Raw genomic sequence first — 21,088 nt, 5'->3', positions numbered from 1 at the left:
TGATTTCTTATATTTAGCACGACTAATTCAGCGATACCTTTAAAGTGACCGTTCGAGAATGGACGCATGACCTTCCGCAACCCCGCAGGCTATGCAACCATTTTGTCAGCCATCCATTTCCGACACGCCCCGTCGTGTGGCAACACGCGTCCGAATCGGGCAAAATTTATTATTCGGCTAAAATAAGTCGGAGTAGTATCAACCCCTGCAATGTCCACGATTCGCGCCCACTTTTGCCCTTTTGACTTCACCGCGCCCGCGTCGCTGGCACCTGTCGCGTTGCGGGGCCTGGCATGAGTGGCTCGGTCGTCTTGCTGCACCTTGCCGGTGCGGTGGCACTGATGCTGTTTGCCACCCGTCTGGTGAAGACCGGCGTCGAGCGCGCCTACGGCGATGTGCTGCGCCACAAACTGCGCGCCACCATGCGCAATCCGTTCATGGCGGTTCTGGCCGGCTGCGGCCTGGCGGTCGCACTGCAAAGCTCGACCGCCGTCACCTTGCTGGTCGGCTCATTCGCCGGCTCCGGCATCGTCAGCGGCATGTCGGGCCAGCTTGCGGTGCGCGGCGCCGAGATCGGCTCGGCGCTGGTGGTCAAGCTGCTTACCTTTGATCTGTCGCTGCTGGTGCCGGTCTGCCTGGTCGCCGGCACCGTCATGTTCATGGCCACCGAGCGGCGCGACTGGCGCCAGTTCGGCCGCATCCTGGTCGGCATCGGCCTGCTGCTTCTGTCGCTGGAGATGATCGGCCAGGCGTCGGAGCCGCTGCGCCAGAGCACGCTGATGCCGCTCATCGTTGATTACTTCTCCGGCGATCCGGTCACCGCCTATCTTCTGGCAGCGTTGGTCACCTGGCTGTTCCATTCCTCGATTGCCGCGGTGCTGCTGATGGTGACGCTCGCCGGCCGCGGTTTCATCCCGCCCGAACTCGGCATTGTGCTGGTGCTCGGCGTCAATCTCGGCTCTTCGATCATCGCGCCGCTTCTAACCCGCAACGCAGAGCCCGGCGTTCGCATCGTGCCGATCGGGAATCTCCTGATGCGCGGCATGGGTTCGCTGATCATGCTGATCCTGTTCCTGACGTTCAAGCCGCCGGTCGCCTTCTTGGGCGGCACCGTGCCCGAGCAGATCGTCAATGCCCACATCGCCTTCAACATCTTGATCCTGATCGCCGGCGTGCCGCTGGCGCGCCTGGTCTATCGCGCCTCGGAAAAGATCGTGGCGCTGGGCACCAAGCCGCAGCCCGCCAACGCGCTCGACGTCGTTGAGCTTTCCGCGCTCAACGAAAGTGCGCTCGACGTGCCGAGCCAGGCATTAGCCAACGCCACCCGCGAGGTGGTGCGGGTCTGCGAAACGGTCGAGATCATGCTGAAACGGATCATCGAGCTCTATGAGAGCGCCGATGCCGACAAGATTGGCGCGCTGGCCGCACTCGACGACCGTGTCGACAGAAAGCACGCGGCAATCAAGCTCTATCTGGCCAGGGTCACCAAGAACCCGCTGAGCGAGGACGAGGCCCTGCGTTGCCAGGAGCTGATCGGCGCCTGCGTCAAGCTGGAGCAGGTCGGCGACATCATTGTGCGCAACATGCTGGTCCACGTGAAGAAGAAATTCGAGCGCGGGCTGGAGTTTACGCCGGAAGGATGGCGTGAGCTTTGCGCCTTCCATGCCTTGGTGCTTGCCAATGCCAGGCTTGCCTTCAACGTGCTGGTATCTCGCGATCCGGAGACCGCTCGCCAGTTGGTGCTGGAAAAGGACCGGCTGCGCGACCGCGAGAAGGAAACCAGCCAGAGCCATTTCGTGCGGCTGCGCGACGGCACCGCCAAGAGTGTCGAGACCAGTTCCATCCATCTCGACACCATTCGGGACCTCAAGCAGATCAACTCGCTGCTCGCCTCGATGGCCTATCCCGTGCTTGAGGAGCGCGGTCTGCTCACCGGTTCGCGGCTGAAGGCTGGATAGATTGCGTCCACAGGCCAGGTAGCTTAAGAACATCGCCTATGAAAATTGCTGTGGGCTAATGCGCAAAAATTATCTTTGCGCGTTTTCCCGTCTGTCGGCTAAAGGATCGTCCCATATCTACCGGGAGGAAAGTCGATGGACACCCATTCTCGCAGTTTCGCCAAGGCGCTTTCCTGGCGCGTCACCGGCACCATCGACACGATGATCATCTCGCTCGTCGTGACCGGAAGCATCAAGCTCGCCGCGGCCATCGGCCTGACCGAGGTCGTCACCAAGTCGCTGCTCTATTATCTTCACGAACGGGCGTGGCTGAAAATTCCTTACGGGAGGAAGGCAGCCGCCTAGCTCTTGCCTCCGCGGCTGGCGCCAGACCGACGATCAAGAAAAGCTAAAGCGGCGTCGACAATTTCTGGATTGCCCGCTGCCCGCATCCGTGGTTTGAGGCCAGCTTATCCGAGGATCTCCTTCGCGCCATGCTGCCCCTCATTGCCCTGTTCATAGCTGCCTTCGCCTTCGGCACCACCGAATTCGTCATCGCCGGCGTGCTGCCGCAGGTGGCGGATGGCCTTGGCGTCGCGATTCCGACCGCCGGCTATCTCGTTTCCGGCTATGCCGGCGGCATTGCAGTCGGCGGCCCGCTGCTGGCGCTCGCCACAAAAAGGTTCTCCCGCAAGGCCCTGCTTCTTGGACTGACTGCAGCCTTCACCATCGGCCAGGCCGCCTGCGCGCTGGCGCCCGACTTCGCCTCGATGCTGCTGTTGCGGATAGCGGTGGCCGTGGCGCATGGCGCCTATTTCGGCGTTGCCATGGTGGTGGCCGTCGGCCTCGTGCGCGAGGACCAGCGCGGCATGGCGGTGGCGCTGATCCTGTCCGGCCTCACCGTATCGAACGTCATCGGCGTTCCGGCCGGCACGGCAATCGGCAACATCTGGGGATGGCGTGCAACATTCTGGGTGATGTGCGCGCTCGGTGTGGTGGCCTTCGCGGCAATCGGCGCCCTGCTGCCGCGCAAGACGGGATCGTCGAGCCCGTCAGTGAGCCTTGGAAGCGAGGTCCGCGTGCTCGCACGTCAGCAGGTCTGGACCTCGCTCATTATCATGCTGATGCTGATGATCGGCCAGTTCGGCCTGTTCACCTATATCACGCCGACGCTGCTTGAGGTCACAGGCCTCGACGAGAAATGGATACCTTGGGTGCTCTTGCTCAACGGGGTCGGCGCAACGATCGGCGTCTTCGTCGGCGGGCGGCTCGCCGACTGGAAGCTAATGCCGTCGCTCATGGCCATGCTTTTCCTGCAGGCGGTGATGCTCGCCTTGATCTATGCCGTCAGTTCTTACCCACTGCCGATGGTGATAGCGATCTTCGTCTGGGGCGCCCTCAACTTCGCCATCGGCACGCCGATCCAGACCCGCATACTGACCTGGACCGCGGACGCCTCCAATCTTGCCTCGTCGCTCATTCCGTCGGGCTTCAATGTCGGCATCGCGCTCGCCGCATCGCTCGGCGCGGCCATGCTCAATGCCGGCTATGGCTATCGCAGCCTGCCGGTGGTTGGCGCGGTCGCCATGCTGGTCGCGGTCGCGGTTGCGCTTGCCTCGCATGTCTGGGAATGGCGAAGCCGGGCTGCGCCGCCGCTGCCGGCTGCCGCCGAATAGGGCTACAGATCGATCCGGTAGCGCAGGCTTTCCGCGCCGCCATAGGCGGCGTCCTCGAAGAAACGCCCGACGAGCCGGCCGCCATTGGCCAGAACGACCTTCTGCGAGGGCACATTGTGAGGCTTGCAGGTGATTTCGACGAAGGGCAGGCCAACAGCCCTCGCCTCCACCAGCATCAGCCGCAGGGCCTCGGTCGCATAGCCGCGTCCCCGTTTCCACGGCACCACCGCATAGCCGATGTGGCCGAGCACATGCGACGGCAGCGCCGCGGTGCCGTGTTGCCAGCGCAAGCCGATTGAGCCTGCGACTTCCCCGTCCCAGATCCAGCGCCGGAATCCGGGCAGCCGCGGCACCGTCGAACCGTCGGGCAAGGTGATCGGCGGTCCCTTGCCATCGGAATCGTCGAGATCGCCAAGGAAAGTCGCTGGATCCTTTTCGATAGCCACAAGCTGCTCGCGCGTCGCGTCGAGCAGCCGCACATTGTCCGGCGACCAGCCGCGCTCGAGAGCCGCCTTGTAGGACGGCAGGTGTTCAAGCGCCGGTTTGACGAGTTCGATCACGGGCGCGAGCTTTTGGCTGCCGGATTGCGGGCGCGACGGCAAGGGCCTTCGGCAGCTTACTGGAGTAGGCTCTTGACGATGCCGCTCGCCTTTGAAAAATCCATCTGACCGGCGTATTTCTCCTTGAGCGCCGCCATCACCTTGCCCATGTCCTTGACGCCGCTGGCGCCGGTCTCGGCAATCGCGGAACGAACGGCGCTTTCCGTCTCAACCTGGCCCAGTTGCGTCGGCAGGAAGTCGCGGATGATGGCCATCTCGTCGCGCTCCTGCGCCGCAAGCTCCGGCCGCTTGCCGTCATCGAACGCCTTGGCCGATTCCTCGCGCTGCTTCACCATCTTGGCCAGGATCTGCAGGATCTCGTCGTCGCTGGCCGGCTCCTTGCCGGCGCCGCGATTGGCGATGTCGCGGTCGTGAATGGCCGCCTGGATCAGCCGCAATGTCGGCAGCCGGCGCTTGTCCTGCGCCTTCATCGCGCTCTTCAGGGATTCGGCGATTTTGCCTCGCATAGTGCTTTCTCCTTCGAATGCGGCGGACAATAGCCGTGCCGAAAGCCCAACGCAAATGCGATACTACCGGCAAATCCCTGATATTGTTCGACGAAATAAATCCGGGCTCGCACTTCCTGGCATCATTGACCGTCTTGGCGCCTTCCCCTATGTACTGGGCCTTGCATGAACTGAATTCTAGTGCACGTCGCCCAAAAGTGCGTAGCTGTTTGGGGCAACGACATGCACAAGTGAAAACTTGGCGCGCCGAGGCTGTGAGATCGCCGCTTCGCGCTTTTTGTTGCGCCGACTGAGGGCGCACCTTTAGGAGTGCCGCCGTGGCAACGATGACCGCCGCATCGCCCCCCCCTTGGGCCACCGACAAGCCGACTGCCCTGCTGGTGCTGGCCGACGGCACCGTCATCGAGGGTCGCGGTCTGGGTGCCGCCGGCTCCGCCGTCGCCGAGGTCTGCTTCAACACTGCGCTGACCGGCTATCAGGAGATCCTCACCGACCCATCCTATGCCGGCCAGATCGTCACTTTCACCTTTCCGCATATCGGCAATATCGGCACAAACGACGAAGATATCGAGGACCTCAACCCGCTGGCCCGCGCCGGCGCCGTCGGCGCCGTGTTCAAGGCCGACGTCACCAACCCATCGAATTATCGCGCCGGAACCGGTCTCGACCAGTGGCTGAAGAAGCGCGGCATCGTCGCACTTTCAGGCATCGACACGCGGGCGCTGACCGCGCTGATCCGCGAAAAGGGCATGCCAAACGCCGTCATCGCGCACGCGCCCGACGGTATCTTCGACGTCGATGATCTCAAGCGCCGCGCCGCCGCATGGTCGGGGCTTATCGGGCTTGATCTGGCCAAGGAGGTCACCTCCGGCCAATCCTCGGTCTGGCGCGAGACGCCCTGGGCCTGGAACGAGGGCTTTGGCGAACAGGCTGACCCGTCGATGCACGTCGTTGCCGTCGACTACGGGGTCAAGCGCAACATATTGCGCCTGCTGGCCGGCCTCGGCGCCAAGGTAACCGTGGTGCCGGCAAAAACCGGCGCCGACGAGATCCTGGCGATGCGGCCCGACGGCATTTTTCTATCCAACGGCCCTGGCGATCCGGAAGCAACCGGCGACTACGCCGTGCCGGTCATTCAGGATCTTTTGAAGACCGATATCCCACTCTTCGGCATCTGCCTCGGCCACCAGATGCTGGCGCTGGCGCTGGGCGGCAAGACTGCAAAAATGCATCAGGGCCACCACGGCGCAAATCATCCGGTCAAGGACCACACCACCGGCAAGGTCGAGATCGTCTCGATGAACCATGGCTTTGCCGTCGACGCCGACTCGTTGCCGAGCGGCGTCGAGGAAACCCATGTCTCGCTGTTCGACGGTTCGAATTGCGGCATTGCGCTCACCGGCAGACCGGTCTTTTCGGTCCAGCATCATCCCGAAGCCTCGCCCGGGCCGCAGGATTCGCACTATCTGTTTCGCCGCTTCGTCAACCTGATCCGCGAAAAGCGCGGCGAGCCGGCACTGGTCGAGCGTGTTTAGCGCATTGCGTAAAAACGGATTTGACTGACGGCGCCGGCCGGGCTCCCGGCGCCGATCAAGCCCCGTCCGTCACCGCTTCCTGCGCGTGCATGCGTTTGACTTCCTTCGGCGTCGGCTTGGCCACCCTGGTGACGAAGACGACGAGCGCCAGCGTGAGGAAAATCGCGCCGAGCAGATACGGGGCACCGCCGAAAGCTACGGGCGCGTTCGGCCCCGTGAACCAGGAAAAGATCGCCGTATAAAGCAGCGGTGTGATGATCGAGGTGATCGAGAAGATCGAGGTCATTGCGCCCTGGAGTTCGCCCTGGGCGGAAGGTGGCACTTTGGCGGCCGCAAGGCTTCTGAGCGGCGGGTCGGCCAACGCCTCGAGACACCCGACGACGATCACTGCATAGATCATCCAGCCTTGTGACGCGAAGGCGTAGCCTAAGGCGCTGAGTGCGGTAAATGCCAGACCGATTACCGCCGTCTTCCACTCGCCAAGCTTAGGGATCACGCGCGGCAGGACTGTCGCCATGACGATCGCCCCGCACAGGCCGAAAGCGCCGAGCGAGAAGCCGATCTGTTGTTCGCTCCAGCCATAGCGATAACTGGAGACGAACGACCAGACCGCAGGATACATCATGTGCCCCAGCGTCATCAGAAAGAAGACAAGTCCGATCCAGCCGATACCTTCGTAGTTGCGCATCTGGACGAGCGTGCCGACCGGGTTGGCGCGTTTCCACTCGAAGCGGCGACGGTGCTTGTTATCAAGTGTTTCCGGCAACAGAAACAGCGCGATCAGAAAGTTTGCGAACGCAAGCCCTGCAGCGAAATAGAACGGCACACGTGGCCCGAACGTGCCGAGCAACCCGCCCAGAACCGGCCCGATGACGAAGCCGACGCCGAAAGCAATGCCGAGCAGCCCAAAATTCTTCGCACGATTTTCGTCGGTCGAGATATCGGCGATGAATGCCGATGTCGTGGAATAACTGGCGCCGGAAATGCCGGCCAGCACGCGGCCGATGAACAGCATCGGATAGGACCAGGCGATTGCGCAGATCAGATTGTCGATAGCGAACGTCAGCACCGAGGCGAGCAGGATAGGCCGCCGACCGAACCGGTCGCTCAACCCGCCCATCACTGGTGCGAAAACGAACTGCATCGCCGCATAGACGAAGAACAGCCAGCCGCCCTCGATAGCCGCCTCGCTGATGCCGACGCCGGTCAATTCCCTGAGATAGGCCGGCAGCACCGGCATAATGATGCCGAAGCCGATGACGTCGAGCAGCAGGGTGGTGAAAACAAGCGCAAGGCCCCGCCTGGCGGTTTTGGGGTCTATCATGATGGTATCTCCTCGGGCCGCCCGAGCGAACGGGGACACACTTTATAGGCGAGCACATCGCTGGGAACAATGAGGGAACGGGCAGAGTGCTTTCATCCTGACATCCCCTGACTGCGATCCAGTCTCTCGGATTACGAGAAAACCGTCGGCTCAGATCGGGTTGTTGAACGTGTCGCAGTCCGAAAGCTTGCCGTTCTGGAAACCTCGCGCCAGCCAGGTCTGCCGCTGCTGCGACGTGCCGTGGTTGAAGCTTTCCGGCACGACGTAGCCCTGCATCTTCTTCTGCAGCGTGTCGTCGCCGATCTGTTTGGCGGCGTTCAGTGCCTCCGCCATGTCGCCCTGTTCCAAGATGCCCTTCTGACCGGTGAAATGCGCCCAGATGCCGGCAAAGCAGTCGGCCTGCAACTCGACCTGCACCGACATGTGGTTGGCGTCGGCTTCGCTCATATTCTGCCGCATCTGGTCGAATTTGGGCAGGATGCCGACGAGGTTCTGCACGTGATGGCCGACCTCATGCGCGATCACATAGGCCTGTGCGAAATCGCCGGAGGCACCGAACTGCTGATCGAGTTGCTGGAAGAAGGTGGTGTCGAGATAGACCTTGCGGTCGTTGGGACAGTAGAATGGTCCGGCCGCTGACGAGGCAGAGCCGCAGGCGGAGCGAATCCGGCCGCTGAACAGGACCAGCTTTGGATCCTGATAGGTCAGGCCCTCGGACTGGAAAATACCGGTCCAGGTATCCTCGGTCTCGGCCAGCACGGTCGACACGAACTGCTTCATCTCGTCGGACGCGGGCGCACCGGTGCCGCCGCCCTGGCTGCCACTATTGTCGGTGATCTGGCCGCCGCCACCGGGCTGCAAGCCGCTGTCATCGAGGATCTGGCTCGGGTCGAAGCCGAAATACCACCCCGCCAGGAAAATCAACCCTACGATAATGATGCCCGACATGCCGCCGCCGCCGGCGCGACCGCCGATCGGGATGCGAAACTGCCCCGGTCCACCGCCAAGCCCGCCGCTCTGGCCGCGCTCGTCCTCGACATTGTCACTCTGACGACGGCCCTTCCAGAGCATGGCAACCCCCGTGATGCAATTTTCCGGCCGATCGGCCGTATCCCGGTTCGATCGGACACGACCACAATTATCTCAACGGTTACGCCAAGTCACAGTATTTTTGGTGCGAACAAGCAATGCTTGCTGACGCTTGTTTGCTCTGGCCGAACATCGCAAGGTCTGTGGCGATCGCCCTGCTCGTGGGAAGCGAGTCGCGCCACGTGTTTTTCAGCGGGCGGCGATTATTGCCTTGCGAAAGGCTTCGAGCGTCTCGGCGCTGACATGATGCTCGATGCCCTCTGCGTCGATGCGCGCCGTCTCGGCACTGACGCCGAGCGAACGCAGGAAGGCCTCGACCGTCTGGTGGCGAATGCGGCTCTCTTCCGCAACCTTGCGGCCGGCCTCGGTCAGGAACACGCCGCGATAAGGCTTCCGGGAGACCAGCCCGTCGGCGCACAGCCGCGTCAGCATTTTCGCCACCGTCGGCTGAGCGACGCCGAGCCGTGCCGCGATATCGACCTGGCGCGCCTCGTTGCCGTCCTCGATCAGGTCGGCGATGAGCTCGACATAATCCTCGACCAGCGCGCTGCGGCGCGCTTCACGCGTCTGCCTGAAGCCTTCCGAGTGGATTTCTGCATCAGGCAGCGGCTTTTCGCGAGGAACCGGTCTTTTCTTCAGCGCCAATACGCGCTCCTCCCGGCAGTTTGAATCGACATTGCAGTCATAACACGGAACCCTATTTGTTCTGGCCGTTTATTTCCATTCGGTGACCGGCGCAACCGGCGGTCACTGCGGTCCGGCCGCACGGCCAAGCGGCTACACGAAAAAGCTCCGACAATGAAATATAGCATATTGCATAATGTTCAGCCGTGGCATAGATAGAGAGAGAACATCGATCGTTCCAGTGGAAAGCCATTTCATGTCGGAAGCCGAAGCCACCTCAGCCCCCCGGTCCATGTGGCGATTTGCCCGCCCGGAGGACGACGAGCAGCCCAGCCTTCGCGAAGTCAACGCAACGATCGCGGTGCCGCATTCGGGGATCTGGCTTCGCCGGCTGTTCGCCTTCATGGGGCCGGGCTACATGGTTTCGGTCGGCTACATGGATCCGGGCAATTGGGCGACCGACCTCGCCGGCGGTGCCCAGTTCGGTTACACGCTGCTGTTCATCATCATGTTGTCGAACCTGATGGCGATCCTGCTGCAGGCGCTCGCCGCCCGGCTCGGTATCGCCACCGGCCGTGACCTTGCGCAGGCGTGCCGCGCTTATTACCCGCGGCCGGTCAATTTCATGCTGTGGGTCGCTTGCGAACTAGCCATCATCGCCTGCGACCTAGCCGAGGTCATTGGCACGGCGATCGCCTTGCAACTGCTGTTCGGCATTCCGCTGATCGGCGGCGCCATCATCACCGCGCTTGATGCCTTCCTGCTGCTGTTGCTGATGAACAAGGGCTTCCGTTTCCTCGAGGCCTTCATCATAGCGCTTTTGATTGTCATCTTCGGCTGCTTCGCCATTCAGATCTTTGCTGCCGCGCCGCCAGTCGGCTCCATCCTGCACGCCATGTTCGTGCCGTCGTCCGAGATCGTCACCAATCCGGCCATGCTCTACATCGCCATCGGCATCATCGGTGCCACGGTGATGCCGCACAATCTCTATCTGCACTCCTCGATCGTGCAGACCCGCGCCTACGAGCGCACCGATCGCGGCAAGCGCGACGCCATCAAATGGGCGACGACCGACTCGACCATCGCGCTGATACTGGCGCTGTTCGTCAATGCCTCCATCCTGATCGTGTCGGCGGTGGCTTTCCACGGCACCGGCCATCATGACGTGGGTGAGATCGGCCAGGCGTTCGAGCTTCTGTCGCCGCTGCTTGGCCTCGGCATCGCTTCCATCCTGTTTGCGGTGGCGCTGCTTGCCTCCGGCCTGAACTCGACGGTGACGGCGACGCTGGCCGGCCAGATCGTGATGGAAGGCTTCTTGCGGCTGCGCATCCCGCAATGGGCGCGCCGCCTGCTGACGCGCGGCATCGCCATCATCCCGGTGGTGGTCGTCACCGCCCTCTATGGCGAGAAGGGCACCGGCCAGTTGCTGGTCTTCAGCCAGGTGATCCTGTCGATGCAGCTTCCCTTCGCGGTCGTCCCGCTGGTGCAGTTCGTCTCGGACAAGCGCAAAATGGGCAATTTCGCCATTTCCCGCGCCGTTGCCGTGCTGGCCTGGGTGGTTGCCGCCCTCATCCTGGTGCTCAACTTCAAGCTGCTCTACGACACGGTCGTCGGTTTAGGCTGAGCGTCTGCTCCAAACTGACCCAACAACGTCGGCAATCATCCGTCCTTCCAGCCCTGGAAATTTGCCGGCCGCTGTCGGACAAATGTCTGTCTGCCCGTCCTTGGCTCGAAGTCCGGCCATGACGGCACGGATCAGCGAAAGGGAGCTCCAATGAGGAAGATCATCGCCGCAACATTCGTCAGCCTCGACGGCGTCATGCAGGCGCCCGGCGGCCCGCAAGAGGACCCTGTCGGCGGCTTCAAATTTGGCGGCTGGACGTTCCACTACTGGGACGACGTGATGGGTGCCGCCATGGGCGAGACGTTTTCAAAACCGTTCGCGCTGCTTCTCGGCCGCAAGACCTACGACATCTTCGCCGCCCATTGGCCCTACCAGAAGAATGACCCGATCGCCGACAGCTTCAACGCCGTCACCAAATATGTGGCTACGCACAGGCCAGATACGCTGTCCTGGCAAAACAGCCAGCCGCTCGGCAGCGATGTCGTGGCGACGTTGCGCCGGATGAAGCAGGAGGACGGCCCCGACCTGCTCATTCAGGGATCGAGCGAGCTGATCCAGACCTTGCTCGCCAATGACCTGATCGACGAGATCAGCCTGCTGATTTTCCCGCTGGTGCTGGGCAAGGGCAAAAAACTGTTCGGCAGCGGCGCGATGCCTGCCGCCTTCAAGCTGACCCGTTCGCAGGCATCGACCACCGGCGTCCTCATGGCGAGCTATGAGCGCTCCGGCGAGATCAAGACCGGGTCCTTTGCCCCGGAACAGCCTTCCGAAGCCGAGATCGAGCGGCGCAAGAACTGGAAGTAGATGCCGCAGGGCGATCAAGGACGGCTGAACACTGGCCGTCCTTTTTGCTGTTTTAAGCCCTCTCGTCGCCGTGCCAATCCATCGCGGAGGTGGCCCGCGAATGCCAGTACGGCAGGCGCAACGCTGTGCTTCGGCAAATGCAGATTGATTGCAAAATTCGGCAATGACGGCAAATCCGGATCGTTGGCCAAAATATCGAGGTCCGCAGGTACGGTCGACGCCAACCAGGTGGTGACGGCCAAGTCCGAACGCACTGTCGCCGTCGTCGCGTCGATGCTGCCGTTTTCGAATACGGTGCGCCATGCCAGCCCGTGCTCGTTAAGCGCCTCCAGTACAACCGGACGGAACGCGCAGGTCTCGGCGACCATCGAAACCGGCAAGGGGCGTTTGCTGCGGGCGCCGCCGCCTTTGGCGCCGACCCAGACCAGCCGGTCGACAACAAGGCATTCGCCGGCCGACCGACCGACCGGCTCCTCGATCACCGCGAGCTCTATCGTGCCGGCCGCCAAGGCCGCAGCCAGCTCCGGCGACGAGGCGCAGACAAGCGAGATCTCGACCTGCGGATACGCCTCGGCATAGGCCTTGAGCACCGGTGCAAGCAAGGTGCCGACAAGGTCGTACGGCACGCCAAGCCGCACCTGACCGGCAACTGCATCGCCCGCCATCTCCGCCAGGATCTCGTCATTGAGCGAAAGCAGGCGCTTGCCCTTGCCGAACAGCCGCTCGCCGGAGCGGGTCAGCCGCAATCCGCTCCGATCGCGGTCGAACAGCCTACAGCCGAGAACCTCTTCCAAACGCTTGACCTGCTGGCTGACGGCACCTTGCGTCAAATGCAGCGCGTTGGCCGCCGCCGTCATGCTGGCCCTGTCGGCAACGGTGACAAAGGTTCGGATCAGGACAGTGTCGAGGTTGCGGAGCATCAAGCCATTATATTTGCTAATGCATGTCATAGCAAACATCGCATTTACTGATGAGCAAAACAGCTTACCGTGCAGGCTTCAAAGGAAGCAGCATGTTTGAAACCGTCCTTCCCCTCGTCCTGTTCGCGCTGGTCTCTACCTCAACGCCCGGCATGGCCACGACGTTGTCGACGGCGTCCGGCGCGCGGTTCGGGTTTCGCCGCTCTATCCCGCTGATGGCCGGAAGTGCGGCCGGCCTGGCCACAGTGGCTGCGGCAGGTGCTGCCGGGCTCGCTGGTCTGCTGGCCGCCGCTCCTTCGCTGCAACTGGCAATGAAAATGGCCGGTACCCTCTATCTGGTATGGCTTGCCCTCAAGATCGGCCGCAGCGGTCCGCCCAATCTGGATGTGGCCATGGCAAAGCCAACAGCTTTTTGGGCGGCGCCGGCCTGCAATGGATGAACCCAAAGGGCTGGGCCATGGGGCTGGGAGCGGCGGCATCTTTTGCCGCGCTCGCCAAAGGGCCGCTGCAGCTCGCCTTGCTGCTCGGCGCCGTCTTCGGCCTTGCAGCGGCTCTGTCCCTGGCGGCATGGTGCGTGGCGGGCACGCTGCTCGCCCGGTTGCTGCGAACCGAGCGGCAGTGGCGCATGCTCAACGCCGTGCTTGGCCTGCTGCTGGCCGCCTCGATCATTCCGATGTGGCGGACAGCGTAAGGTTAGTCTTTAGCTATGTCAGGCAGTGTAACGCGCCGCCGGCTTGCCGGCCAGAAGACTGCCGAAAAAGCCTTGCCGAACGCCAAGAAAGGCATCCACCCCGGCAACGTCGGCAAGACCCGGTGCCGTGAACGCTTCACCCTTTGCCAGGCCAACCAGCGCTGCATCGACCAGATCGTCGGCCGTCATCACGATCTCTTGCGGCACATTGGCAATATCGCTTCCCGCAACTTCCCAGAATTCTGTCCGCGTGGCCCCCGGCAAGACCACCTGCACGGCGACCTTCGTGCCGGCGACTTCCCGCTGCAAGGCCTCGGTGAAGTTGACGACGTAGGCTTTGGTGCCGCTGTAGATGCCGCCGAACGAGGTATCGAAGGCAAGGACCGAGGCGATGTTGACGATGGCGCCGCGGTTGCGCGACAGCAGCCCCGGCAGCACCGCGCGCGTCAGCCGAGTCAGCGCCACGACATTGACCTTGATCATGCGCTCGGCGACATCGGCTTCAGCCGTTGCCACCACCTGCGCGCCGCCAAGGCCGGCATTGTTGACCAGCAGCGTCACGCTGTCGTCGGTTGATATCGCCTGCTCGACCCGTCGCAGATCGCCGTCGTCGGCCAAGTCGGCGCCGATGACGCTGACCTTTTTGCCATACGCGTAGCGGAGCCTCTCCGCCAATTCCTCCAACCGATCGGCGCGCCGCGCCACCAGCACCAGATCATAACCTTGGCCGGCGAGCCGGTCGGCATAGATCGCACCGATGCCGGACGAGGCGCCGGTGACGACCGCAGTACCTTTGTCCTGATTGCTCATTGTCTTGTTCCTTCTGGTTCGATTCCAAATGCCGGTGCCGCAGGGCAACACCCCTGCTTCGACTGGCACACGAATTACTGGCATATGCCACCATCGGAACGTAGGCATATGCCACCATCTTGTCAATCCGGGAAGCAAGGACTATTTCTGGTTTGCATCGAGGGGCCCTTCCGGTCCCTCATTGGAAATCCGCCAATGTCCCAAACCACCCTGCCCGGCCTGGCGCTTTGCAACAACGCCATGCTGCGCCGCGCGACGCGGAAACTGGGCCAGTTCTATGACGATGTGCTGGCCCCATCGGGTCTGAAGGCCACGCAGCAGGGCCTGCTCTACCAGATCCACGTCGGCGACGAACCGACGATGGGTGCCATTGCCGCGGCTCTCGTCATGGACCTGTCGGCCCTCGGTCATACGCTGAAGCCGCTGAGCAGGGACGGCTATATCGAGACCTTCGCCGACCCTGCCGACCGCCGCATCAGGCGCGTCAGGCTGACATCGCAGGGCCGGATCAAGCTCGAAGAAGCTCTGAAGCTGTGGCAGGTCGCTCAGCAGCGCTTCGAGGAGATGTTTGGAAAAAAACAGGCGGCAAGCCTGCGAGCGGCGCTGGACGAAATCGCCGCACTTGATTTTGACGTACCGCCGGCCGCGAGTTGAATTATCGGCGGCCGGCAGACAAGCTCCGCTAACAGCCCTATTCGGCCGGCATCGCCACCGGTCGCGCCGCCAGGTGGCCCGCCAGCACTACGCCCAGACCGATGATCGGGAATGCCGCCGCGACCACGCCGAGGTCGGCCGGTGCGCCATAGCGCAGCACCGCGGCGCCGACAACGGCACCCAGTGCGACGCCGAGATAGAGCGCCGAAGCGTTCAGCGACAGCACGATGGGCGCGGCATCGGGCGCCAGCTTGATGATACGGCTGGCCTGTGCCGGCGGGAACGCCCAGCCGACGATGCCCCACGGCACCATCAAGGCCATGAGCGCCGGCCCGGCGATCTCGCGCGGCAGGAACATCGGGATCAGCGAAAACGTGACCAGCATGGCGGCACTTAGCGCCAGCGACCAGCAGACGGTGCGCGTCGCGCCGAAACGGTCGGCGGCCTGACCGCCGCCGATATTGCCGATGACCGCGCCAACGCCGAAAGCGAGCAGCATTCCGGGAAGCGCGATCGGGTTCAGTCCGCCGCCTTCGATGGCGAGCGGCGCGACAAAGGCAAAGACGGTGAAGGCGCCGATCAGGGCCAGGATGGTCGTCACCAGGATAGGCATGACGCCGGGGCGAAGTGCCGCTGCCAGCCGCATGCGGAGCGGCAGCCTCGTGCCGACGATGCCGCGCGGCAGCCGGTACCACAGGATCGCGCCGGCGAGCGCGCCAAGGCCGGCAATGGCAAAGAAGGTGCCGCGCCAGCCGGCAACCGTCGCAACGAGCGCGCCGAGCGGTGCTCCGACCGCGACCGCAACCGTAGTGCCGCCGACGACCACGGCGATGGCGCGGGCGCGGTGATGATCGTCGACAAGCGCAACGGCCGTTCCCTGTGCGGTCGCCGCAAACAGGCCTGACGACAGCGCCATGACGATGCGCGCGATCAACAGCAATTCGAAGGAAGAGCTCAGCGCCGCGGCGACGTTGCCCAACACGAAGAACACCAGCGTCCACAGAATGACGCGGCGACGGTCCCATTCGCCGGTCAGCGTCGCCAGGATCGGCGTGCCGATCGCATAGGCGAGCGCAAACGCGGTGATCAGCGTGCCAGCGAGCGGGACGGAGATGGCGGCATCCTTTGCAATATCGGGCAAAAGGCTGGAGATGACGAAACCTTCGGTCGAAATCGTGAACGATCCGAGCGCAAGCCAGATGAGGCGCTTATCCATGGCAATTTCCTTAGTTCAAAAGTTATTGAACAATTGGACATAACAGGGCATGATGTCAATAAAGCCGCTGCAAAATAGCCGAACCATCCTGACAGCCCGGTGTCAGGACCGGGCGACGGGACGAAACTATGTGTCCATTGGCCACGAGAGGAGATGCGTTGAAATCGGCTCCAAATGTGCTTAATTCCTGGGCATGACCTTGCCCCATCCCACCGCCGACCAGATCAGCCTGGCGAACGTGCTTGCTGTGCTCGGCGACCCGACGCGACTGGCCATCGTGGGCTATCTCGCGAGCAAGGAGGGCGTGCCGCTGAATTGCAGCCGGTTCCTCGACTTCGCCTCGAAAACCAATCTGAGTTACCATTTGGCCAAGCTGCGTGAGGCCGGCGTCACCCGCACCGAGGCGGTTGGCACCAGCCGATTGATCACGCTGCGCCGTGACGATCTCGACCGCCGCTTCCCTGGCTTGCTCGACAGCGTTATTGCCGCGGCCGGCGACGACGCATCGTTGCCGGCGGTCGGCGGCCACGAGATCGAAGTCCGCGCCTGACCGGCGCGAAGCTGGGTTCCGCTCTCGCCCGCTTCGCGAGACGAGCAAAGTAGCTTCACCTGCCCTCCAGCCATTCCAATTAACGGAGCCTGCCATGCGCATTGCCGTCCTCGCCGACATCCACGGCAATGTCCTGGCGCTCGACGCCGTGCTCGACGATCTGCGGCAGCGCGGCGGCGCCGACCTCATCGTCAATCTCGGCGATTGCGTTTCCGGCCCGCTGTGGCCGCGCGAGACCATGGAGCGGCTCGAGGCGCTCGACCTGCCGACGGTACGCGGCAATCACGACCGCCGCGTTGCCCGCGACACTGCCGACGAGACCATGTGGCCGTCCGACCGCTACGCGCAGGACCGGCTGACGGCAGCCCAGCGCGAGGCGCTGTTCGCGCTGCCCGTCACGCTGGAGGTGGCGCACGGCGTGATCGCCTTCCATGCCCGGCCCGACCACGACGAAAAATACCTGACTGACGCGATCGTCGAGGGCCGGCTGGTGCGCGCCCCGCTGGCCGCAATCGAGCGGCGCCTCGGCGCGGTCGATCCCGCCTGCCGCATCATGCTTTGCGGCCACAGCCACCGCAGCGATTTGATCCGCATTCCCGGCGGTCCGGTCATTTTCAATCCGGGCAGCATCGGCTGCCCGGCCTATGACGATTCGACCCCACCGGCGCATGTCTCCGAGCAAGGCTCACCGCACGCCCGCTATGGTATCGTCGACTTGCACCGCGATCGCTTCGAATCCCTCGCCGTCGACTATGACCATGAGGCGGCGGCGCGTCAGGCCGAGCAGGCGGGGCGACCCGAATGGGCTCACGCGCTGCGCACCGGATTTATGTCCAGCTGAACGCGGAACGCGTTCATGCCGCCGGACTGAGCTTGGTCATGCCGGGCTGAACCGATGACCGCCTTCGAGCGGCAGAAGCCGCAATCTTCAGTTGTCGGACGCGGATCGCTTCGATCGGTTGGCAGGACGTCGGGCGCCGGCCGCCGAAGTCTTGGCCGCCGAAGTCTTGGGCGTCGAAGTCTTGGTCTCCGAAGCCTTGGGCGGTGAAGCCTTTGGCCGTGACGTACTGGGCGTTAGATGCCTTGGGTTGAAAGTCTGTGCTGGAGCCGATTCGGAACCGGCCCGAATGTCGGCGTCGCGCACCTGCTGGCCAAAGTTCAGGCCGGTCAGCTCTTCGATCTCGGCCACCGTCGAAAGAAACTCCGATACCCTGGCAATTTCAAGCGGGTCATCGAATGCCTCGGCACGCTCGCCGAACGCTTCGGGCATCACTTCCAAAACCGGCTTCTGGTCCGCCAGCAGCGCGATGGCGCGCAGGCCAGCTTGATCGGACCACAGCGCGATCTTCCAGAACTTCAGCGGAACATGGCTGTCGAAGCGGTAGGGAGGATCGTCCTCGCGGAACGCTGGCCCGGCAAACACCGTGACCCGGCCTCGCGTCGTATAGGCGTTGCGCAGCACATAGGTTTCCACCGCGCGCCATCTCAGCTTCCCCTTGGAGCCGGGATGGTCAAGCGAGCTTCCCTGATTGAAGAAGCCGACTTGCGGCGCAGCATTGGTATAAAAGAACGTGTCGCGTTCTGCCGCGACCGCCTCCTGATCGACGCCCCATGCGGGGTCGCCGCGAAGTGTAATATGGCCCTTCTGGAACATTCGAGCGATTCGTTCCTTGGATTTTGCGACGGGAAATCCGGGCACATTCTGGCTCGAATAGAATTCCCGGGTCATCTGCTCGCCAAGGTCGATGCGGCGATCGGGCCGGAAAGCATCGCTGGCTTCCGACCCGGAAATCGACTCCACCCCCAAGTCGACAAGCGACGGGTTGTCGATGACCGTCTTGTCCTCACGATTGACCGCCTTGGTACGGGATCCATCGATATTGCAGGCGGTGACGAAGGCAAGCCTGCGATCGGCGTTCATCAAGATCGAAAAATGATGGTAGCGCAATTCGTGTGGGTCCTCGCCGGGTTTGGCAAGAAGGTTTTTGGCCAACCGGTAGGGTGAATTGGCGACCGTCGGCATTGGCAGGACAAAGCCCGGTATGAAGCCGGGCTCATACCGTCCACGATCGTCGAAATCCTCTGTTTTCCAACCCGCGGCCTCGGCGATGGCCACGACCTTGGCGGGTTCGCTTGCTGGACCGTCGTTTCGTCTCGCATCGCCTCCGTCGCGGTCGATCAACGGCGCCCGGACATTTATCTCGACGGGAAAAGTCCACGTGACCGAGCCATCGGCATTATGTCTCGTCGCCGGCGGGCCGCGATCCGGTTCAGTCCGCTGCACCGGCTTGTCCAGCACGTCTCCGCGATTATCGGCGTTCAGCCGAACTGTCTCATCCATCATGCGCGGCGTGCCGGACCAAATCGCCAGAGCTTCCGAAACCGCCGATGCCGACGAGCCCGGCAGCCTGGACTTTCTAGCGCCCAGATCGTCAACGATGGCGCTGATCCGTATGCCTTCGTTGATCTCGCGCGCAAGCGCGTAGCCAGCTATGCCCGTCACCTCGTGGAACGGGCCGGCCCAATGGTGCAGGGCAATGGGCTCCCATTCGTTGTTGAAGACCGGTGAACCGGACGAACCCTGTTCGGTATCGGCAACATAGTGCAGCACTTGAACCGTTTCGTCGCGGGCCACCAGCCGGTTTTCACGCAGCACCAGTTCCTTGAAGCGGCCATCGGGATGCTGGACGATGTTGGCGATTTCGCCGAGCATATGCTTGTCGCGCGCGTCCGACAGCGAGATAAAACCGAACTCCCCCAGTTCCTTTGGGCCGGAACGCCGCTCGCCGACCCCGATCAGCGTATAGTCCAGACCTTCTATGCTATCGGTCACGAAACAGGATTCAGGATCGAACAGGAACGTCGTCGGCGTGCGCACGGCATTTGCACCGTCCTGCTCATAATCGAACTGGACCTGGAAGCGCCGGGAATCCGCCGGCGACGAAATCACATGGTTGTTTGTGAGGAACAGCCTTGGCCCGACCAGAAAACCCGATCCTTGCGGATTGCCGTTGAGAAAGGCAACGCGGCCGACCGCATCGGCAGCACGGCGCCCACGCTCCAGAAATGCGACCCCGATGAAATCGAGCGTTGGGCCGAGAATTGCCTCCGGTCCTGGCTGTTTGGCGGCCACCTTTCTTTCCCCGGCAGATCTCATGTCGATTGCTGCCGATATCATCTCCGCTTCGGTGCGGCTGAGCGACGCCTTTACCTGCAACCTGTCGAGGCGCCTGGAGAGGGTCTGTTCGGCGGCCAGCGGATTGCCGTTGGCGATGTGACCAAGTGAAGCCTCAATTTCGGCGCGCGTTTTCTTGATACGCTGGCGAACTATGTTTTCCACTTGCGCGAATATTTCAAGGTCGACCATATTGCTCTCCTCAACCTTACTTGAGAGAGTGCATATTTACATGAAATGTGCAATATTTTGCCGACTGTTAGTTCACGGAAGTGGCCTGGTCCGATTCATCGCGCGGCCCCTTTTCGGGCTTACACAGCGCCGTCTCGTCGCCTATAAAAACCGGCTGGCGTGCGATGGCGCTTTCGTGCCTGGCCGCGCCTTCGGCAATTGAACCTACCGCCCATGGCAGATGATTAGGCGCACAGTAACACTCCCGACGACGCTGCTTGCGATGGTTGCCGCTCCGCTGATGCTGGCGGAGCTGCCGGCCAACGGCCAGGAGCCGGAGCCCATCATCTCGATTGTGACGGGTCTCGCTCCCGATGACCTCCTGAACGTGCGCGCCACGGCGTCGGCCATGGGCAAGATCGAGGCGCGGTTGCCGAGTGGATCGAGCGTGAAAAATCTCGGCTGCGGCGACGTCAGCGGCTACAAGTGGTGCAAGGTCGAAGACATTGACGACCCGAAGCTGAGCGGATGGGCACCCGCACGCTACCTCGACCCCATCAATCCCCGGCAAGTGACGCCCCAGGCAGCGGCCAATGCGGAGAGCCCTGCCTCTCAACCGCTGCCCGATCTGACAACGCGCCTCGGCGCAACTGCTCCCGAAACGTCGCTGAACACCGCTGACGCGATAGGCAGGGTGGCTATCGAGGACGCTTACCGCCTGGCCCTTGCCGCTGGCAATCCCTCGACTGGACAGGTTGATGGATCGGCGCCCGCGGCAGTGGGTCCCGTCCAGAATTTCGGCGCGACCAATGCGGCGCCTCCGGCCGACGCACAGACCGTTGCACGGCTGCAGCCGCCGGGGACACCATTCCCAGGTGCCGGCAACGTCATTCCTTGCGCGCGCTATTTCGGCCAGCCGATGACCAACTGCAAGGCAGGCGTCGCGCGCACCGGCGACAAAACCGACGTGACGGTGACATGGCCCGACGGCGGCACGCGCATCATCAGCTTCCAGGCCGGCAAGCCGGCCGGTTCGAATGGGCCGGGCGAATTCCGCTTCACGCGCGAAGGCAGCCTCAACATGATCCGCGTCGGCGTTGCCGAGCGCTTCGAGATTACGGATCAGTTCGCGCTGGGGGATAGTGGTAGGGGAATGAGGCAGTAGGGCAGTAGGGCAATATGTTTAAAGGCCGCCCGAACCTCTGCCCTACTGCCGCATTTT

General features: G+C 62.9%; 19 protein-coding genes and 1 pseudogene. 11 read left to right on the top strand and 9 right to left on the bottom strand.

What is annotated here, in order from left to right:
* The first annotated feature begins 293 nt into the window (after positions 1 to 293).
* From NKI79_RS16565 to NKI79_RS16555, 3 genes are all read left to right on the top strand, one after another.
* On the top strand, positions 294 to 1,958 hold the full coding sequence (locus NKI79_RS16565) for a Na/Pi cotransporter family protein (protein ID WP_352802814.1): 1,665 nt from the start codon (positions 294 to 296) through the stop codon (positions 1,956 to 1,958).
* 135 nt (positions 1,959 to 2,093) lie between these two features.
* Complete coding sequence (locus tag NKI79_RS16560; RefSeq protein WP_023678301.1) at positions 2,094 to 2,303, top strand: DUF2061 domain-containing protein; 210 nt, start codon at positions 2,094 to 2,096, stop codon at positions 2,301 to 2,303.
* Positions 2,304 to 2,431: 128 nt separating this feature from the next.
* Positions 2,432 to 3,613, top strand: coding sequence for an MFS transporter (locus NKI79_RS16555; protein ID WP_352802811.1), 1,182 nt, complete (start codon positions 2,432 to 2,434; stop codon positions 3,611 to 3,613).
* Between the two features lie 2 nt (positions 3,614 to 3,615).
* On the opposite strand, the gene NKI79_RS16550 is transcribed toward NKI79_RS16555, so the two are convergent.
* Both NKI79_RS16550 and NKI79_RS16545 read right to left on the bottom strand, forming a co-directional pair.
* Positions 3,616 to 4,173: a GNAT family N-acetyltransferase gene (locus NKI79_RS16550; RefSeq protein WP_352802808.1), complete on the bottom strand. Its 558-nt coding sequence runs from the start codon at positions 4,171 to 4,173 to the stop codon at positions 3,616 to 3,618.
* 56 nt (positions 4,174 to 4,229) lie between these two features.
* Positions 4,230 to 4,679 (bottom strand): GatB/YqeY domain-containing protein, encoded by a 450-nt coding sequence (locus NKI79_RS16545; protein WP_254820347.1) that lies wholly within the window; start codon positions 4,677 to 4,679, stop codon positions 4,230 to 4,232.
* A gap of 326 nt (positions 4,680 to 5,005) precedes the next feature.
* On the opposite strand from NKI79_RS16545, the gene carA reads away from it, so the two are divergent.
* The gene (gene carA, locus NKI79_RS16540; protein ID WP_352802934.1) at positions 5,006 to 6,214 is read left to right on the top strand and encodes a glutamine-hydrolyzing carbamoyl-phosphate synthase small subunit; all 1,209 of its coding nucleotides are present in this window, start codon (positions 5,006 to 5,008) and stop codon (positions 6,212 to 6,214) included.
* Between the two features lie 55 nt (positions 6,215 to 6,269).
* Here the strand turns inward: carA and NKI79_RS16535 are convergent, their stop codons facing one another.
* From NKI79_RS16535 to mntR, 3 genes are all read right to left on the bottom strand, one after another.
* A complete protein-coding gene (locus tag NKI79_RS16535) occupies positions 6,270 to 7,538 on the bottom strand; it encodes a TCR/Tet family MFS transporter (protein WP_352704214.1) in 1,269 nt (422 codons plus the stop codon).
* A 150-nt stretch (positions 7,539 to 7,688) separates the two neighbouring features.
* Positions 7,689 to 8,609, bottom strand: coding sequence for a KPN_02809 family neutral zinc metallopeptidase (ypfJ, locus tag NKI79_RS16530; RefSeq protein ID WP_352802805.1), 921 nt, complete (start codon positions 8,607 to 8,609; stop codon positions 7,689 to 7,691).
* Between the two features lie 207 nt (positions 8,610 to 8,816).
* A complete protein-coding gene (gene mntR, locus NKI79_RS16525) occupies positions 8,817 to 9,272 on the bottom strand; it encodes a manganese-binding transcriptional regulator MntR (protein WP_254820344.1) in 456 nt (151 codons plus the stop codon).
* Positions 9,273 to 9,507: 235 nt separating this feature from the next.
* On the opposite strand from mntR, the gene NKI79_RS16520 reads away from it, so the two are divergent.
* Both NKI79_RS16520 and NKI79_RS16515 read left to right on the top strand, forming a co-directional pair.
* Positions 9,508 to 10,875, top strand: coding sequence for an Nramp family divalent metal transporter (locus tag NKI79_RS16520; protein ID WP_352802802.1), 1,368 nt, complete (start codon positions 9,508 to 9,510; stop codon positions 10,873 to 10,875).
* Positions 10,876 to 11,025: 150 nt separating this feature from the next.
* Positions 11,026 to 11,679, top strand: a complete 654-nt coding sequence (locus NKI79_RS16515; RefSeq protein ID WP_352477810.1) for a dihydrofolate reductase family protein — start codon at positions 11,026 to 11,028, stop codon at positions 11,677 to 11,679.
* A gap of 14 nt (positions 11,680 to 11,693) precedes the next feature.
* On the opposite strand, the gene NKI79_RS16510 is transcribed toward NKI79_RS16515, so the two are convergent.
* Positions 11,694 to 12,599, bottom strand: coding sequence for a LysR family transcriptional regulator (locus NKI79_RS16510; protein WP_352802799.1), 906 nt, complete (start codon positions 12,597 to 12,599; stop codon positions 11,694 to 11,696).
* A gap of 92 nt (positions 12,600 to 12,691) precedes the next feature.
* Between NKI79_RS16510 and NKI79_RS16505 the strand changes: the two are divergent.
* Positions 12,692 to 13,290: pseudogene (locus NKI79_RS16505) on the top strand (LysE family translocator).
* 18 nt (positions 13,291 to 13,308) lie between these two features.
* Here the strand turns inward: NKI79_RS16505 and NKI79_RS16500 are convergent.
* A complete protein-coding gene (locus NKI79_RS16500) occupies positions 13,309 to 14,100 on the bottom strand; it encodes an SDR family NAD(P)-dependent oxidoreductase (RefSeq protein WP_352704206.1) in 792 nt (263 codons plus the stop codon).
* A 195-nt stretch (positions 14,101 to 14,295) separates the two neighbouring features.
* On the opposite strand from NKI79_RS16500, the gene NKI79_RS16495 reads away from it, so the two are divergent.
* Complete coding sequence (locus NKI79_RS16495) at positions 14,296 to 14,754, top strand: MarR family winged helix-turn-helix transcriptional regulator (protein WP_352802796.1); 459 nt, start codon at positions 14,296 to 14,298, stop codon at positions 14,752 to 14,754.
* Between the two features lie 37 nt (positions 14,755 to 14,791).
* Here the strand turns inward: NKI79_RS16495 and NKI79_RS16490 are convergent, their stop codons facing one another.
* The gene (locus NKI79_RS16490; protein WP_352802793.1) at positions 14,792 to 15,970 is read right to left on the bottom strand and encodes an MFS transporter; all 1,179 of its coding nucleotides are present in this window, start codon (positions 15,968 to 15,970) and stop codon (positions 14,792 to 14,794) included.
* Positions 15,971 to 16,163: 193 nt separating this feature from the next.
* On the opposite strand from NKI79_RS16490, the gene NKI79_RS16485 reads away from it, so the two are divergent.
* Both NKI79_RS16485 and NKI79_RS16480 read left to right on the top strand, forming a co-directional pair.
* Positions 16,164 to 16,520 carry an ArsR/SmtB family transcription factor gene (locus NKI79_RS16485; RefSeq protein ID WP_352802791.1) on the top strand — a complete coding sequence of 119 codons (357 nt, stop codon included), beginning with the start codon at positions 16,164 to 16,166 and terminating at the stop codon, positions 16,518 to 16,520.
* A gap of 94 nt (positions 16,521 to 16,614) precedes the next feature.
* Positions 16,615 to 17,361 carry a metallophosphoesterase family protein gene (locus NKI79_RS16480; protein ID WP_352802788.1) on the top strand — a complete coding sequence of 249 codons (747 nt, stop codon included), beginning with the start codon at positions 16,615 to 16,617 and terminating at the stop codon, positions 17,359 to 17,361.
* An 87-nt stretch (positions 17,362 to 17,448) separates the two neighbouring features.
* On the opposite strand, the gene NKI79_RS16475 is transcribed toward NKI79_RS16480, so the two are convergent.
* The gene (locus NKI79_RS16475; RefSeq protein ID WP_352802785.1) at positions 17,449 to 19,887 is read right to left on the bottom strand and encodes a DNA/RNA non-specific endonuclease; all 2,439 of its coding nucleotides are present in this window, start codon (positions 19,885 to 19,887) and stop codon (positions 17,449 to 17,451) included.
* A gap of 262 nt (positions 19,888 to 20,149) precedes the next feature.
* Between NKI79_RS16475 and NKI79_RS16470 the strand changes: the two genes are divergently transcribed.
* A complete protein-coding gene (locus tag NKI79_RS16470) occupies positions 20,150 to 21,031 on the top strand; it encodes an SH3 domain-containing protein (protein ID WP_352802782.1) in 882 nt (293 codons plus the stop codon).
* Positions 21,032 to 21,088: the final 57 nt, after the last annotated feature.

The sequence above is a fragment of the Mesorhizobium sp. M0340 genome (assembly GCF_040321535.1).
Taxonomy (GTDB): domain Bacteria; phylum Pseudomonadota; class Alphaproteobacteria; order Rhizobiales; family Rhizobiaceae; genus Mesorhizobium.
This window is presented reverse-complemented; position numbering and strand designations above follow the sequence as displayed.